This is a genomic window from Companilactobacillus bobalius, from assembly GCF_002179915.1.
GTDB lineage: Bacteria > Bacillota > Bacilli > Lactobacillales > Lactobacillaceae > Companilactobacillus > Companilactobacillus bobalius.
In genome coordinates this window covers 135,769-151,947 of the sequence record NZ_MYFM01000008.1, presented here as the reverse complement: position 1 = coordinate 151,947, position 16,179 = coordinate 135,769, and the positions used below count along the sequence as shown (strand labels likewise).

Below are 16,179 nucleotides of genomic sequence, written 5' to 3'. Positions count from 1 at the left end.
AAACTAAACTCCTACTATAATTCCTCTAATGCTCTTTTGGCTGCCATTTGTTCGGCGTGCTTCTTACTGTATCCAAGACCCTTGGACAAGATTTTACCATTAGCAATTAATTCTACTTTAAATTTCTTATCGTGATCTGGACCTTCTTCATCGATCACTTTATAATCAATTTCTACTTCACCAGATTGTTGTAATTTCTCCTGTAAATGAGTCTTAAAGTCTGTATCCTCGGAGAATTCACCTGAATCAATATGTGGATAAACAACTTTTTTCAAGAATTCATTTACAACTTCATTACCTTGGTCCAAATACAAGGCACCATTGAAGGCTTCAAAGATATCTTCCAACAATGTATGTCTTTGACGTGCGCCTTGTTTTTCTTCACCTTTACCAATCAAAAGGTACTTATCAATATTAATTTCTTTAGCAAAACGAGCAAAACTATCTGTTCTGACAATATCTGATCTTAATCTTGTTAATTTACCTTCAGGTAATTCAGGATACTTTTTGAACAAATAACGAGAAATATTAATTTCTAGAACGGCATCTCCTAAGAACTCCAAGCGTTCGTAGTCACCAATACCTAATTCCTTGTGTTCATTATCAAATGACGAATGTGTCATGGCTCTTTCAACGAGTCTTTTATCGTTAAACTTAATTCCGTATCTTTCATCTAAAAATTCTAAGAATTTCGGATCTAACATAACGTGTCCCCTTTCCAATAACATTAATTATACTAAACTTTTATCATAAATAATTATCTGGATAAAAAAATAAGACCACACGGCCTTATTTTTGATGTGAAGAAATGTAAGTAACTGCTTCACCGACTGTTGTAATCTTTTCAGCATCATCATCTGGAATTTCTGAACCAAAGGCATCTTCTAGTTCAAGTACAAATTCAACAAGGTCGATTGAATCAGCATCAAGATCCTTAGTAAAAGATGTTTCTTTAGTAATTGTTGATGGTTCAACTTCGAATTTATCAGTAATTAGTGAAACAATTTTGTCAAAAACTTCTTGTTCTGTCATGGAGTTTCTCCTTATTTTTCAGTACTCATTTTTTCAAAATACTTATTTGCTTTGTTAATTGTATCATTCTGTAGCATATCATTAATTTGCTTAACTGTATAAAAGACTGTCTTAGCATCTGCGGCACCGTGTGCTTTGATTACTGGTGACTTCAATCCAAGTAAGACTGCCCCACCAGCTTGAGATGTATCAAACATCTTCTTTAAACCCTTTAATGACGGCGAAACGATAGCTGCACCCATTTTAGTAAAAATACCATTGTTTAGCAAGGCATCTTTTAACTCGCTTAAAAGAATAGTAGCAGTTCCTTCAGTAGCCTTCAATGCAGCATTACCAGTAAAGCCATCAGTAACGATAACATCAGCTACACCAGCCAAAATATTGTTTGATTCAACATTACCAATAAAGTTAATACCTTCAGTATTCTTTAATAATTGATAAGCCTCTTTGTGTAAGGTATCGCCCTTATCGTATTCAGTACCATTATTTAACAAGGCAATTCTTGGTTTATCAATCTTTTTAACATCACGTGCATAGATTGAACCCATAACGGCCCATTGTTGTAAATAGCTAGGTTTTGCTTCGGCATTAGCACCAACATCAAGAATATTAACACCTAAAGAAGAATTAGTTACTGGTAAAGTTGGCATCAAGGCTGGACGATCAACTTGCTTGATTCTTCCAACAATAAAAATTCCTGCTGCCAACAATGCTCCGGTATTTCCTAGTGAAAATAGCGCATCATTCTCACCATCTTTAACTGACTTAGCAGCCAAAACCATTGAAGCATTCTTTTTAGAACGAATAGCTCTAACTGGTTCATCAGTTCCTAAAATTTCTTCATCCGTGTGAACAATAGAAATTCTTGTAGCATCTTTCAAATATTTCTTGATCTTTTCTTGATCACCATATAAAACGAATTCTAGATTATCCCATTCATCTCGTGCTTGTTCAATACCTTCAACAATTACTTGAGGAGCATTGTCCCCACCCATTGCATCTACAGCTATTTTCATTTTGTTTCCTCACTAATCAAAATTATTTAATTGGTCAAATTCATCATTTATAAATGATTTTAAAACCTTTGTTTCTGGACTATTCATCAGTTTTTCATCTTCAAAGAGACGCTTTGCCTCTTCTTGGGCCACTTCTAGAATATTGATGTCATTAACAGGATTACCAACTTTAAATTCTGGTAAACCTGACTGACGATTACCTAACATATCACCTGCGCCACGCATTTTCAAATCTTCTTCGGCTAGGACAAAACCGTCATTAGTTGAAGTTAGAATTTTCATCCGCTCTAAAGCTGTCTCGTTTTTAGGATCCGCAATCAAGATACAATACGATTGCTTCTCTCCACGACCAACACGACCACGAAGCTGATGCAACTGTGATAAACCAAAACGGTTAGCATCATAGATAACCATCACTGAAGCATTCGGCACATCGACTCCAACTTCAATAACCGTCGTTGAAACTAGAACATCAATTTTTTTATCACTGAAATCATTCATAACTGATTCCTTTTGATCATTGGGCATTTGTCCGTGTAACAGCCCGATCTTGTACTTCTTACCAAAGAGTTCTGTAAATTTATCATAAATCAACTCAGCATTTTTCAAGTCCATCTTCTCTGACTCAGAAATCAACGGAGTGACTACGTACACTTGGGCGCCTGTGGATAACTCTTTGTCGACAAATTGGTACATCTGTTCAATCTTCTGACTTCTGATCCAATAGGTTTCAATCTTTTTACGTCCAGCAGGCAATTGATCGATTCGTGAAACATCCATATCACCATATGTCGTAATTGCCAAGGTTCTTGGTATTGGTGTAGCTGTCATTGCCAAGACATCAGGATTTTCACCCTTTTGACGCATGGCCTTTCGTTGATTAACTCCAAAACGGTGTTGCTCATCAATTACGATTAAGCCCAAATTTTTATAATCAACGCCCTCTTGAATCAAAGCATGGGTTCCCACAATAATATTAGTTTTGCCATCAGCAATATCACTAGTAATAAAATCATGTTCTTTTTTTGTCTGTGACCCCGTCAATAAAGCTGTCCGAATCTTCAATGGTGCTAACAATTTACTAATTTTATCAAAATGTTGTTGAGCCAAAATTTCCGTTGGTGCCATGATGGCAGCTTGGTATCCCGCTGTTACTGAAGCCAGCATAGCAATAACCGAGACAATCGTCTTCCCAGATCCAACATCCCCTTGCAAAAGACGATTCATGTGATGATCTGAATCCATATCACTCAATATTTCTTTGACAACTCGATCTTGTGCTGACGTTAAAGTAAACGGTAAATCTTTAATAAATTTTTCAATAAATGTCTTATCATAACCTTCAATTATTCCGATATTTCTTTGGTTATCATTTAATTTGATGCTCTGCAAACCACATTGGAATAAGAAAAATTCACGAAATTTTGCGCTACGTCTGGCCTCATCACTCTGTTCTGCATCTTTAGGAAAATGAACTCCGGCTACAATCTGTTCATCATCCAACAGTTTATATTTTTCTCGCAAGAATTCTGGCACCACGGTATCAATCTGATCATGATATTTCTCAAAAGCTAATTTTATCAAATTAATCAATGTCTTCTGATGGATATTTTTATTTACTGAATAAACTGAGTCGATCGAATCATCATTATTCACATCAATCACTTTAACACCTGTCAAAGCGCGTCGATTCTGATTCCATTTACCATAAACTGCTACATCGCTACCAGTTTCAAATTTATCTTTTAACCATGGTTGATTAAAGAATGTTACCATAATCGATTCATTTTCAACCAAGAGCCGCACATTCAAACGATTTTTTTTGTAACCAAAGCGGAAGACAACCGGATCACTAGCAACAACACCTTTTAAAAGAATTTTCTCTTGATCCGTGGCTTCATCTAACGACTTGGCTTCCATATCCTCATATCGAAAAGGAAAATAAAATAACAAATCATAGACATTTTCGATTCCTAACGATTGTAAAGATTCTAAGCGTTTAGGACCTACGCCAGGTAATGTTGCCAACGATACTTTCCTAAGATCCATAAATTTCCCCTTTCTCTAACAGAATTAAAAGAGGCATGACAAAACAAACGTTTTATCAGTGCCTCCTTTATTTTTATTCAACCGAAATTAAATATGGATAAACTGGTTGGTCACCTTGGTGAATCTCGGTTTCAAGATCAGCGTACTTATCATCTAAGTAATCAGCGACTTTTTGAGCATCTTCAGTATTTCCATCTTTACCAACCAAAATAGTAATTACTTCACTATCTTCATCGATCATCTTGTCGAGCATCTTTTCAGTACCGGCAATAATATCAGCATCATCAACTAAAATCTTACCGTCAACAATTCCCATATAATGACCCTTGGTAATCTTTAAGCCATCAATCTCAGTATCACGAATAGCTTGAGTAATTTGACCACTCTTAACTGTATCTAAGGAGTCTTCCATGTTTTCTTTGTTATCTTCCAAATCAGATTCAGGATTAAACGATAGCATTGCTGTCATTCCTTGTGAAATCGTCTTTGTAGCAACAATGGCTACCGGAATATCCACTAGATCGACCGCTTGTTTGGCTGCCATAATGATATTTCCATTATTAGGCAAAACAAGTGCACGTTTAGCATTGGATTTATTGATTGCGTCAACAATATCATTTGTTGATGGATTCATTGTTTGTCCACCACTGATAATATTTGTTACACCCAAACTTTCAAATAATTTGGTCAAACCTTCACCTGAAGAAACAGCAATAACAGCATAATCAAGTTGCTTTACTTCTTCCTTAGGTGCTTCAGCATTTTCAAATGGTTCATCTTCCTCAACGATTGTTTCATGTTGAAGTCTCATGTTATCAATTTTGATTTTTGATAAAGAACCAAATTTACGACCAGCTTCCCAAACTTTATAAGGGTAGTTGGTATGAACATGGACTTTAATCACTTCATCATCAGATACACAAATTAGTGAATCACCAATTGTATCTAAATAGCTACGTAATTTTTCATTATCGAATTTTTCGTCAGAAGTAGGATTATCACCTAACTCGACCATCATTTCAGTACAATAACCATTTTCAATATCATCAGTGTTGAATTGACCTTGAGCTGTTTGATGATGACTAGCATTAACCATCTCGCTCATATCTTTTTCATCAGGGACATATTCTTCATCATTGCTTGTTTGACCGCTGAGGCCTTCTAAGAAGCCCTCATAGATGAATACTAGTCCTTGACCACCGGAATCAACCACACCAACTTCCTTCAATACAGGAAGCAATGATGGTGTCTTCTCTAGTCCGACCTTAGCACCCGCAACGACTGCTTGTAGAATTTCGATTGTATCATTAGTACTTTCGACTTTCTTCATAGCTGCTTCAGCACCATATCTGGCAACAGTCAAAATTGTTCCTTCAACTGGTTTCATAACAGCTTTATAGGCTGTCTTTACGCCATCATCGAAAGCCTTAGCTAAATCCATAGCCGTCAAAGAATCTTTATTTTCAATACTCTTTGAGAAACCACGGAAAATCTGTGAAGTAATAACACCGGAATTACCACGTGCACCCATCAAAAGACCCTTTGCAAGAGCTTTGCCGAGCACACCGACATTTTCACTCTCTGATTCATTAACAGCTTTAAAACCACTTTGAATTGTCAAACTCATATTAGTTCCGGTATCGCCATCAGGAACCGGAAAGACATTCAACGAATTTACAAACTTAGCATTTTTTTCAAGTCTGTGCGATGCAACACGCACCATATCTGAAAATTCTTTTTTTGTAATTAATTCTTTGCTCAAAAGTTTCCCCTCCAACCAGCTTTACCTATTCAATATCATCTAGAACTTTAATTCCTTGAACATAGATGTTAACAGTGCCGGCTGGTGTTCCTAGCATTGTTTCTAGGTTATATTTTACTTTTTCTTTTAAATTTCTTGCTACTTCGGATATTTTAATTCCATATCCAACGATTATATAGACATCAACGGCCAGTTTACCATCTTCTTGATGAATAACTATACCTCTAGAAAAATCTTCACGGTTTAAGATTGTATTCATACCATCACGCAATTGATTCTTGCTTGCCATACCTACGATACCGTAGATATCAGAAGCAGCTCCACCAACGATTGTTGCAACAGTATTTGTTGAAATTTCAATTTCACCATGTTTTGTTTTTATTGTAACTGCCATTTCTGGATCCTCCTATTCTTTGGACCTAAGCCATAATAAACATTAAAATTTTATCATAGCAACATTTCGAATTAAAGAAATAAACTATAATAAACTCTATTATTACACAATTAGTCTATTGATTTCATTTCTAGGTTATGGTAAATTAGTCAGGTGATATTTTAAAGAAAAACATGTAGCCAAAGGAGGTCGGTCCCATGGCAAAAGATATTATTACAGGCCGTAAAACAGTGTTCGGTAACAAACGTTCACACGCTCTTAACCAATCAAAACGTTCTTGGAAGCCAAACTTGCAAAAAGTTCGTATCATGGTTGATGGTAAGCCAAAACGTGTATGGGTTTCAGCTAGAGCATTGAAATCAGGAAAAGTTACTCGTGTATAATTATCACTTAATTATTTAAAAAGGACTAGCAATCTATATTGTTGGTCCTTTTTATTTTACTCTATTATAATAAATTTCTAAAATTCTTTTCTAAAGGGGGCCTATTAAAAATGAGTAAATTTATCATTGGCGATCAAGAAAATAAAGATGATCAATTGGCTCAAGCTATTGTGAACGCTAAGGACGGCGATGTAATTGAATTGCAACCTGGTACCTACTTTACAAGTGAGAGCCCCTTTATTTGTACAGTCAGACAAAATTTAACTTTTATCGGTAAATCTTCTAACAAAGATAATATTAAATTAAATTGTAGTTTTACCATTGGTGCTAAGAATATTATTATTTTTAAAAACTTAACCATTACTTTCCCTGCTGATGGTGAAAATACTTTATCTGCTTACGACGGTGCTGAAGTTTATACGGATAATGTCTGTATAAATCGTGAAACTTCTGATAATTGGGATACGATTTATGGTCAAAATGCTAGTTTCTCATTCAAAAACTCACAAATTTTGACTGGTATGAAGACAAAAGCAATTGGCCTATCACTCGATAATAGCCAAATTTTCGCTGACAATACTTCAATTCAATTTTTATTCCAAAGAAAATCAAAAGCATATTTGAGAAACTCAATCGTTACTCACGAATTTAAATTACGTCAACATTCAGAAACTTATTTCCGCAATTTAACTATGGTTTCGTACGTAGTTCCTCATAAAAATGACTTAACTGTCCATAGCGGATCTAAATTTCAAGGTCAAGATTTAGTTTTTACCAGCAATAAACCAAAGTTGCGAATCTTTAAAGGCGACTTTGAAGTTAATAATACTAACCCTGAGCCTGATCAATTGCATTTTAAATTTGATAACTCTTCTAAAGTATCAGTTGACGACAAAAAGCCATTCAATGAAGATCACCAAAACATTAAAAAAAAATAAATAAACATCTATGACTGAAAAAGTGATACGTAATTTGTATCATTTTTCTGACATAGATGTTTTTTATTGTAATTGATCCAAGCTATTGGCAAGATCTGCAATTAAATCCTTAGGATCCTCAATACCAACGGACAATCTGACTAATTGATGTGTTATACCCGCTTTTAATTGCTCCTCAGGCGATAATTCTGCATGTGTCATCTTATATGGCAATTCAATTAAACTCTCAACAGCGCCTAAACTAACGGCTAATTGAATCAATTTAGTCCCCTCAACGAATTTAGTAGAGTCCAAACCATCTTTCAATTCAAAAGAAACAATTCCACCAAAACCGTCTGCCTCGGCCTGAGCTATTTCGTGATCCTCACTACCTGCAATTCCTGGATAATAAATTTTAGCAATTTCTGAACGACTTTGTAAAAATTCAACAATCTTCTGAGCATTACTCAAATGACGATCCATTCTAACAGCTAAAGTTTGAATTCCTCGACGAACTAAATTGGAATCCTCTGGAGAAAGTGTCGAACCAATTGCATTCTGATTAAAATAAATTCTTTCTGCAATTTTGGCATTTTTTGCCACAACCATACCAGCAATAACATCTGAATGACCACTCAAATATTTAGTAGCTGAATGAATTACAATATCAGCCCCTAAATCTAATGGCCTTTGTAAGTATGGTGATAAGAACGTATTATCGACAATCGTTAAAAGATGGTGTCTCTTAGCAACTTCAGCCGTCTTCTTAACACTTGTTACATGTAATAACGGATTAGTAAAACTTTCAAAATAAATTGCTTTAGTATTTGACTTAATTGCGGCTTCAATTTCCTCAGGATTTTGAGTATCAACGGCAGTAAACTCTAAATTCCAACGCTTGAAAAATTCATTAATAATTCTAAAAGTCCCGCCATAGATTTCTTTGCCAATAATTAAATGATCCCCTGGTTTAAAAATTGCTAAAACTGCATGAATGGCAGCTGAACCCGAAGAAAAGGCAAACCCTCGATAACCATCTTCTAATTCTGCAACTTGCTGTTCTAAATAATTTCTGGTTGGATTTCCAGAACGAGCATAATCATATTTAACTTTAGCATCAACTGATGGATAAATATAAGTCGATGAATTGTAAACAGGTACATTAACAGCCCCTGTATTGTTATCTTTTTGTGGTGTTCCGTGAACTAATTTCGTATCAAATTCTGTCATAATTCCCCTCCAACATTTGATTTAGTCAGTGCAAAACAAGCCCTATCGTATCACTTCTAAGAAAATCTTTTAACTATAAATACTTTTATTATCAAAATATTTATTAAACTATAACAAAAGAGCAGACACTTACTAACAATAAGTGTCTGCTCTTTTGTTTAATCTTTACTTTGAATAATGGCAACGATGCCACTTTCAAAACCAAAATCAATGGTTTCATTCAAGAATTCATTGCTTGCCCAGCTAACCGGATGTCCGGCATTAAAATCTTTCAGCTTATATTTAGCATCATAGATATTTAAATGCGTTACAGGTCCTAAATTAACAAAGGCTATGTATTTCATTCCGTTCTCATGATAAATTTTGTAGCGGCCTGGTTTACAGAATCTGATCGTATTCGTAGCTGACTTGTAATACAACTTATCGTAAAAATCCAAAAATCTTGGATCGAATGGTAAAAACAAGTTAACTAAGAAATGATCAATTCGACCACCAGTTGCTCCATAAACATAATATTCTTGAGCATTATACTTCTCCCTAGCCGCTAAAAGACATAGCTCTGAATCCGTATCATCTTTTTCTGGTGGGAACTTTTTGAAATCAGCAATATTGTCTTTTAACAAGCGTTGTTCTTTCTTGTTAATCGAATCAAAATCACCAATGGCAATATCAGGAATAATGCCTTGTTCTAACAAATATAGACTACCGCGATCCGCTCCAACCCAAGGTCCAGGAATTCCTTTAATGCTCTTACTTAACTCATCTGGATACTCAGACTTGGGACCACCTAAAAGAATGTTTACTCGTTTCATTGTTTAGCATTCACTGCTAACGACTTCAAATTATCAACACGATCCTTGATGTCCTCATGACCATAAAGGTATGAGCCAGCAACAAAAATGTCGGCACCAGCATGGGCACATTGAGCAATAGTCTCATTATTGATCCCACCGTCAACTTCGATTAGAAAATCATCATCGGCAGCTGTTTGGCGTAGTTGATCCAAACGTTGAATCTTCTTAGTCATACCAGGAATGAATTTTTGACCACCAAACCCGGGGTTAACTGTCATAACCAAAATTTGATCAATAACTGGGAAAAGCTCTTTAACTGTTTCCAAAGGTGTTCCTGGATTAACAACTACTCCAGCTTTAACACCCAAGCTCTTAATCAAGTCAATTGAACGATAAATGTGTTGTGTACTTTCAGCATGAACCAGAATAGTATCAGCACCAGCATCAACGATTGGTTTGATATAAGCATCAGGATTATCGATCATCAAATGAACATCTAATGGCTTATCGGTTACTCTACGCATCCCTTCAACCACACTAGGGCTAAAGGACATATTAGGTACGAAGTGACCATCCATAATATCAATGTGGAACACATCTGCTCCAGCTTGTTCAGCTACTTTCACATCTCGTTCTAGATTCATAATATCTGCAGACAAAATTGAAGGTGCAATCTTTACTGTCATTTAAATCAACTCCTCAATATCTTTTTTTGTATGAATTAATTTCATTTAAAAAATACAGATAATTGTCATAACGACTCTGCATTATGTTACCTTCTGCCAACTCTTCCTTAACTTTACAGTTTGGTTCATTGACATGACGACAACCTCTGAATTGGCATTCAGGACTATATTCCAAGAACTCTGGGAATAAAGTAGGCAATTCTTCTGGAGCAATATTCATCAGATCAATTGATGAAAATCCAGGTGTATCAGCTACTAAACCATCAGCAATATCAAATAACGATACTTGTCTAGTTGTATGTTTTCCACGATTCAAAGTCTGAGAAATGGCAGCTGTTGCCAAACCTAATTCAGTATCGATATGATTCAGCAAAGTCGACTTACCAGCACCGGATTGGCCGGTAAAGACAGTCACCTTTCCAGCAAAAGTTGCCTCTAATTTAGCAACTTGTTGGTCATTGTAACTATCACGATCATCAAAAACCAAATAACCTGCTTGATGATAACCTTCCAAGGTTTTCTTTAGTGTTTGATACTGTTCATCACTTAAAAGATCCGATTTCGTCAAATAAATTACTGGTTCAATATCGTTATGTTCAATATTAACTAGAATTTTATCCAATAAGTTGCTTGAAAAATTTGGTTCTGCTGCTGAAGTAACCACAATAGCTTGGTCAATATTAGCTATTGGTGGTCGAACCAAACTATTTTCACGTGGCAAGATTTCCAGAATATAACCTAGATCACCTGTTGCATCAAAAGTTACTTTATCACCAACTAAAGGCTTGATCTTACGTTTACGAAAATTACCCCGTGCTCTAGTTCGAATTATCTCTTTACTTTCATCGTCAAAAACATCATAAAAACCACTGATTGATTTTATGATTCTTCCTGTTTTTTCCATAAATCACCTATTTAACTGAACCACCTAGAACGGTCTTGTTATCTCGTTCAACTACGTATGATCCAGTTTGTCCATCCTTTAAATTAAAACTCAATGTTACGGGAGTATCTTGTGTAATTGTCATTGTCTTATAGACTGTCCCAATACTGTGTGTGGCATCAGAAATATAAATTGTCACACTATTATTTCCGCCATTATCGTAAGGAATCGTAATATCCTTAGTTACAGTACTTGTTGACGATGAACTACTATCATTATCACTGTCACTACTGTCACTGTCATCCTTATCTGTACTTGTTGACTTATCAGGGTCTTTCCCTTTAGAGATAACAACTGCCAATGTACCACCTTGATTAATTGTACTATTAGCGGCTGGATTTTGACTAATCAAAAGACCGCTTTCAACATCATCTGAATACTGATAAGAAGTATTTAAACTCAGTCCGGTTTCACTGGCATAATCTTGAATGCTCTTCAAATTATATCCATCAAGATCACGTACTTTAACCATCTTAGGTTTAACCGTCTTAATTTTAGCTAAAGTCAAAGTTAAAGATTTATTCTTTGTAACAACTTTTTTACCTTTAGGAATGCTTTGCTTTAAAATCGTTCCAGCCACATATTCGTTTGTAGCCTTGTATTCAATCTTAACCTTGAAGCCTCGTTTCTTCAGATTATCAGAAACGTCTTCATACTGTTTACCCACCAATTTTGGCATCTTGTAGTACGTAGCTCCCAGGCTAACGACCAAATTGACTTGTGCGCCATTCTTCAATTTCAAACCCTTAGCTGGGATTGATTTGATGACATGCCCTGCTTCAACATCGTCATCATTTTCCCTAGATAGATCTCCAACTTGGAGATTAGAGCTCTTTAACATGACATTTGCCTGCTTAACGGTCAAATTATACAAATCTGGCACCGTTGTTTCTTGATTACTCTTGATGACCATTGCAATGATAAACAAAATCAAAATCAATGGAACAAGTGATGCTAACAAGATTATTTTTCTTTTTTTACTTAATTTTTTTGTCTGGTGTTTAGGGACCGGTGCATCGTCAGCAGTGTCATTCAAAGGTTCCATCACACGTGTTTCTTCTAAATTATTAATTGGGGTCGGTATAAATTTTGGTTCATCAGCACGTTCAGGCATCAAACAAGTATTCAGATCATCGCACATTTCTCTAACAGATTGATAACGTTGATCTGGATCCTTTGCTGTAGCTTTCAAAACGGCGTTCTCCAGTGGTTGCGGAATATCAGGGTCAATCTTACGTAAATCCGGCATATCTTCTTTAGAATGCTTCAGAGCGACCGTTACCGCTGTATCTCCTGTGAAGGGAACATGTTTAGTCAATAACTCGAACAAAATGATCCCTAAAGCGTAAATATCCGACAAAACTGTAGCTGAACGACCTTTTATCTGTTCCGGCGACATGTAATGTACTGAACCCAAGAGTGAATTAGTTCTGGTAATCGAACGTTCACTTAAAGCTAAGGCTATTCCAAAATCAGAAACTTTAACTTGTATTGGGTCCTTAGATTCATCAACCAAAATATTTTCTGGTTTTAAATCACGATGAATAATTCCATGTTCATGTGCATCTGAAACAGCCATACAGATCTGTTTCATAATATCGACAACTTCATGATAAGGAATTGGGAAATGTGTTCTTATATACTTCTTAAGATTCGGACCATCAACATACTCTATAACAATATATTGAACGCCCTTGTCATTTCCGACATCTAGGACATTTACGATATTAGGATTGGAGAGTCCACTAGTTGCTTTAGCTTCACGAGCAAATCTTCTTTTGACAGATTCATCATCTTGAAGATCATATCTCAAAGCTTTTACGGCAACCTTTCGATTTAAAAGCGTGTCATTAGCCAAATAAACATTGGCCATTCCACCTTCGCCAAGTGTACCTAGAATCTCATAACGACCATCTACTAGGTAACCCTTCTCCATTTAATGCTTACCTCCGTCTTCATTTGTAGAAAAGAGCAAGGCGGTAATGTTATCTCTTCCCCCGGCGGTATTAGCTTTATCAATTAAAAGATGACACTTAGCCTCTAAGCTTAATTCTTGAGCCAAAATATCCCTAATTTCATTCTCAGGAACCATATTAGTTAATCCATCTGTACACAACAAAATAATTGAATCAGGTACTAGATCAAAATCTTTCACCCGTGGTTGAACAGTCTGCGAAACACCCAAAGTTTGAGTAATGATGTTCTTCTGTGGATGATTCTCAGCCTCTTCAGGACTAATTTGACCAGTTTCTAACAATTCATGAACTAGTGAGTGATCTACACTCAATTGTTTTAATTCATCATTTGTATAAATATAACATCGTGAATCACCAACATTGACGACCATCATTTTCTTATCAATAAAGAAAACACCAACCATAGTTGTTCCCATACCATTCAAATCATCAAATTGATTAGAAACGGAAACAATTCGATCATTTTCCTTACTTAATTCCCTAATGATCCATTCACGTAATTCAGTAATATTATCGACTTCGGACTCTTCAAAATTATGTCCCAAATGTGAGACTGCCATATCTGAAGCGACATCACCGCCACGGTGTCCGCCCATACCATCAGCTACGATGCCAAAAACAATATTTTTTTTATTCTTGAAAACATTGACGTAATCTTGATTATTTTCTCTGAGTTTTCCAACATCAGTTAATAACGCATACTTCATTAGTCTCAACCTTACCTCTTTAGTTTTTTCTAACAAACGCTGCTATAAAGAATCCATCTGTGAAGTAATCACTTGGGAAGATTTTTAACATTCCATGAGTCATTGATCCATCCAAAGCGGGATCATGTTTAACTGGAATTAAATCAAAGTTCAAATGTTTATCGAGGAATTTCTTTACGACTAGTTCATTTTCTTCATCATCAAAAGTACAAGTACTGAAAACTAATTTCCCGTTAACTTCTAGTAAATCTACCATGCTATCGAGAATTTCTAATTGAACACGTTGCAAGTTATTTAAATCTTCTTCTTTACGGAAGTATCTTAACTCTGGTTTTCTACGGATCAAGCCAAGTCCAGAACATGGGGCATCAACTAAAATACGATCAAATTTAGTATTCAAAACATCCTTAGCTTTACGAGCATCAACTGCTCCAGTGCTGATAAGGTCGCCATAACCCATTCTTTCACCATTTTCACGAACTAATTTAGTCTTGTGTTTGTGAATATCTAAGGCAAAGACTTCCCCGTCTTTTAAGTAACTAGCAATATGAGTTGTTTTACCACCAGGAGCTGAACAAGCATCTAATACTTTACTGTCAGGTTGAACATCAAGTGCTGGAGCAACCAACATTGAACTTTCATCTTGGATAGTATACAAGCCATCACGGAATTCTTGTGTGTTAACTAAATTACCACTCTTACAGATTAAACCAACTGAAGAAATCTTGCTGGGATGAACATCGAAGCCTTGTTTATCCAAAGCTTCCTGCAAATCCTTAACCGTTGTCTTATTAGTATTCACACGAATAGAAACGTGTGATGGTTGATTAATTGAACTGAGGATTTCCTTAGTCTTATCAAGTCCTTGTTGATCAATGAAGAGGTCAACTAACCAACGAGGAATGCTGTTACGTAAACTCAAATCATAGACAGAATTACTCTTAGGCAATTCCTTATAACCATGTCGTTGATAATTTCTTAAAACCGCATTAACCAAATTACCGGCCCCACGACCAGCTTTTTGTTTAGCAATCTCGGTTGATTCGTTTAAAACAGCATGATCAGGAATTTTATCTAAAAAGTGCAATTGATACACGGCACTCATCAATAAAAGATCTAGCCACAATTCAACTTTTTTATCTTGCAAATATGGCTTCAATTCATATTCCAAAACATATTTATTTTGAATAACACCATAAACAATATTGGTCATTAAACGACTGTCAGCATCTGACATATCAGAATCTTTCAATAAATTACTGATTTCAATATTTGAGTATGCTTTATTTTGGAAAACTTTTGTTAAAGCAATTACTGCTAATTCACGTGGATTATTTTTCATCTATTACTTGTTGTCCTTTTTCTAGATCTTTGCCCAAACCATTCATATAGTTGGCAATATCCATAATTTTTTTACCGGCTGGTTGAATCTTTTTGATTGAAACGCCTTGTCCATCACCAGCAACAATAACCAAGCGTTTTTTACCTAAGTCATAAACACTACCTACAGGTAAATCAGAATTGATTTCTTCAACTTCTGTCTTATAAAGCTTAGTTCTTTGACCGTTAAGCATCATCCAAGCACCTGGATCGGGACTCAATGCTCTAATTTGATTAAAAACAGTCTCAGCTGGCTGTGTGAAGTCAATGTGTTCTTGTTCTTTAGAAATATTTGGTGAGAAAACTACCTTATCAGGGTCTTGTTGAATAGGTTGAATGTCGCCACTCAAAATCTTAGGAATAGTATCAAGCAATAACTCACGACCAACAATAGCTAATTTTTCAAACAAACTACCGTTATCATCGTCTCTTTCAATTGGTAACTTCTCTTGGCTGATGATATCACCAGCATCCATTCCTTTAACCATATACATGATGGTAATTCCTGTCTCTTTATCGCCATTAAGCAATGACCATTGAATTGGGGCACCACCACGATACTTAGGTAACAAGGAGCCATGTACATTAATAGCCGCTACTTTAGCTGAATTCAAGAAAGAAGTTGGTAAAAATTGACCATAAGCTGCTGTGATTATCAAATCAGCTTGCAATGCTTTTAATTCTTCAACTTCTGGACTTCCTGGTAACTTAGCTGGTTGATAGAGCTTAATATTCTCTTCTTCAGCAATTAACTTTACTGGGCTCTTTTGCAACTTTTGCTTACGACCAACTGGCTTATCCGGTTGAGTCACTGCAGCAATTACATCATAGCCTTCTTTTAGAAGTCCCTTTAAAACTGTTGCAGAAAATTCTGGTGTTCCTAAAAATATAACTTTTGTCATTCAATCAC

At 35.7% G+C, this 16,179-nt stretch carries 16 protein-coding genes; 2 read left to right on the top strand and 14 right to left on the bottom strand.

Features of this window, described 5'->3' with window-relative positions; genetic code table 11:
- Positions 1–14: 14 nt before the first annotated feature.
- The 6 genes from rnc to LKACC16343_RS12510 all read right to left on the bottom strand — a co-directional run bounded on the left by rnc (position 15) and on the right by LKACC16343_RS12510 (position 6,253).
- The gene (rnc, locus tag LKACC16343_RS12535; RefSeq protein WP_054641954.1) at positions 15–704 is read right to left on the bottom strand and encodes a ribonuclease III; all 690 of its coding nucleotides are present in this window, start codon (positions 702–704) and stop codon (positions 15–17) included.
- Between the two features lie 85 nt (positions 705–789).
- Entirely contained in the window at positions 790–1,032 is a 243-nt protein-coding gene (acpP, locus tag LKACC16343_RS12530; RefSeq protein WP_025085698.1) for an acyl carrier protein, read from the bottom strand.
- Between the two features lie 11 nt (positions 1,033–1,043).
- A complete protein-coding gene (gene plsX / locus LKACC16343_RS12525) occupies positions 1,044–2,048 on the bottom strand; it encodes a phosphate acyltransferase PlsX (RefSeq protein ID WP_056951295.1) in 1,005 nt (334 codons plus the stop codon).
- A gap of 12 nt (positions 2,049–2,060) precedes the next feature.
- Positions 2,061–4,097, bottom strand: coding sequence for an ATP-dependent DNA helicase RecG (gene recG, locus LKACC16343_RS12520; RefSeq protein WP_056951297.1), 2,037 nt, complete (start codon positions 4,095–4,097; stop codon positions 2,061–2,063).
- Positions 4,098–4,170: 73 nt separating this feature from the next.
- Complete coding sequence (locus LKACC16343_RS12515) at positions 4,171–5,859, bottom strand: DAK2 domain-containing protein (RefSeq protein ID WP_087721298.1); 1,689 nt, start codon at positions 5,857–5,859, stop codon at positions 4,171–4,173.
- Between the two features lie 25 nt (positions 5,860–5,884).
- Positions 5,885–6,253 (bottom strand): Asp23/Gls24 family envelope stress response protein, encoded by a 369-nt coding sequence (locus LKACC16343_RS12510; protein WP_025085695.1) that lies wholly within the window; start codon positions 6,251–6,253, stop codon positions 5,885–5,887.
- Positions 6,254–6,450: 197 nt separating this feature from the next.
- On the opposite strand from LKACC16343_RS12510, the gene rpmB reads away from it, so the two are divergent.
- Positions 6,451–6,636 carry a 50S ribosomal protein L28 gene (gene rpmB, locus LKACC16343_RS12505; RefSeq protein ID WP_010019437.1) on the top strand — a complete coding sequence of 62 codons (186 nt, stop codon included), beginning with the start codon at positions 6,451–6,453 and terminating at the stop codon, positions 6,634–6,636.
- Between the two features lie 110 nt (positions 6,637–6,746).
- Complete coding sequence (locus LKACC16343_RS12500; protein WP_056951299.1) at positions 6,747–7,574, top strand: polysaccharide lyase domain-containing protein; 828 nt, start codon at positions 6,747–6,749, stop codon at positions 7,572–7,574.
- Positions 7,575–7,637: 63 nt separating this feature from the next.
- On the opposite strand, the gene LKACC16343_RS12495 is transcribed toward LKACC16343_RS12500, so the two are convergent.
- From LKACC16343_RS12495 to fmt, 8 genes are all read right to left on the bottom strand, one after another.
- Positions 7,638–8,783, bottom strand: a complete 1,146-nt coding sequence (locus tag LKACC16343_RS12495; RefSeq protein ID WP_056951301.1) for a trans-sulfuration enzyme family protein — start codon at positions 8,781–8,783, stop codon at positions 7,638–7,640.
- Between the two features lie 158 nt (positions 8,784–8,941).
- Positions 8,942–9,595 (bottom strand): thiamine diphosphokinase, encoded by a 654-nt coding sequence (locus tag LKACC16343_RS12490; RefSeq protein ID WP_056951303.1) that lies wholly within the window; start codon positions 9,593–9,595, stop codon positions 8,942–8,944.
- Positions 9,592–10,263 carry a ribulose-phosphate 3-epimerase gene (gene rpe / locus LKACC16343_RS12485; protein ID WP_056951305.1) on the bottom strand — a complete coding sequence of 224 codons (672 nt, stop codon included), beginning with the start codon at positions 10,261–10,263 and terminating at the stop codon, positions 9,592–9,594. The genes LKACC16343_RS12490 and rpe overlap by 4 nt, the downstream gene beginning before the upstream one ends.
- 13 nt (positions 10,264–10,276) lie before the next feature.
- The gene (gene rsgA / locus LKACC16343_RS12480) at positions 10,277–11,167 is read right to left on the bottom strand and encodes a ribosome small subunit-dependent GTPase A (RefSeq protein ID WP_056951307.1); all 891 of its coding nucleotides are present in this window, start codon (positions 11,165–11,167) and stop codon (positions 10,277–10,279) included.
- Between the two features lie 7 nt (positions 11,168–11,174).
- Positions 11,175–13,142 carry a Stk1 family PASTA domain-containing Ser/Thr kinase gene (gene pknB / locus LKACC16343_RS12475; protein WP_056951309.1) on the bottom strand — a complete coding sequence of 656 codons (1,968 nt, stop codon included), beginning with the start codon at positions 13,140–13,142 and terminating at the stop codon, positions 11,175–11,177.
- Positions 13,143–13,889, bottom strand: a complete 747-nt coding sequence (locus LKACC16343_RS12470; RefSeq protein WP_056951311.1) for a Stp1/IreP family PP2C-type Ser/Thr phosphatase — start codon at positions 13,887–13,889, stop codon at positions 13,143–13,145.
- Between the two features lie 19 nt (positions 13,890–13,908).
- Positions 13,909–15,231, bottom strand: a complete 1,323-nt coding sequence (gene rsmB / locus LKACC16343_RS12465) for a 16S rRNA (cytosine(967)-C(5))-methyltransferase RsmB (protein ID WP_056951313.1) — start codon at positions 15,229–15,231, stop codon at positions 13,909–13,911.
- Complete coding sequence (fmt, locus tag LKACC16343_RS12460) at positions 15,221–16,171, bottom strand: methionyl-tRNA formyltransferase (RefSeq protein ID WP_056951315.1); 951 nt, start codon at positions 16,169–16,171, stop codon at positions 15,221–15,223. The genes rsmB and fmt overlap by 11 nt, the downstream gene beginning before the upstream one ends.
- Positions 16,172–16,179: the final 8 nt, after the last annotated feature.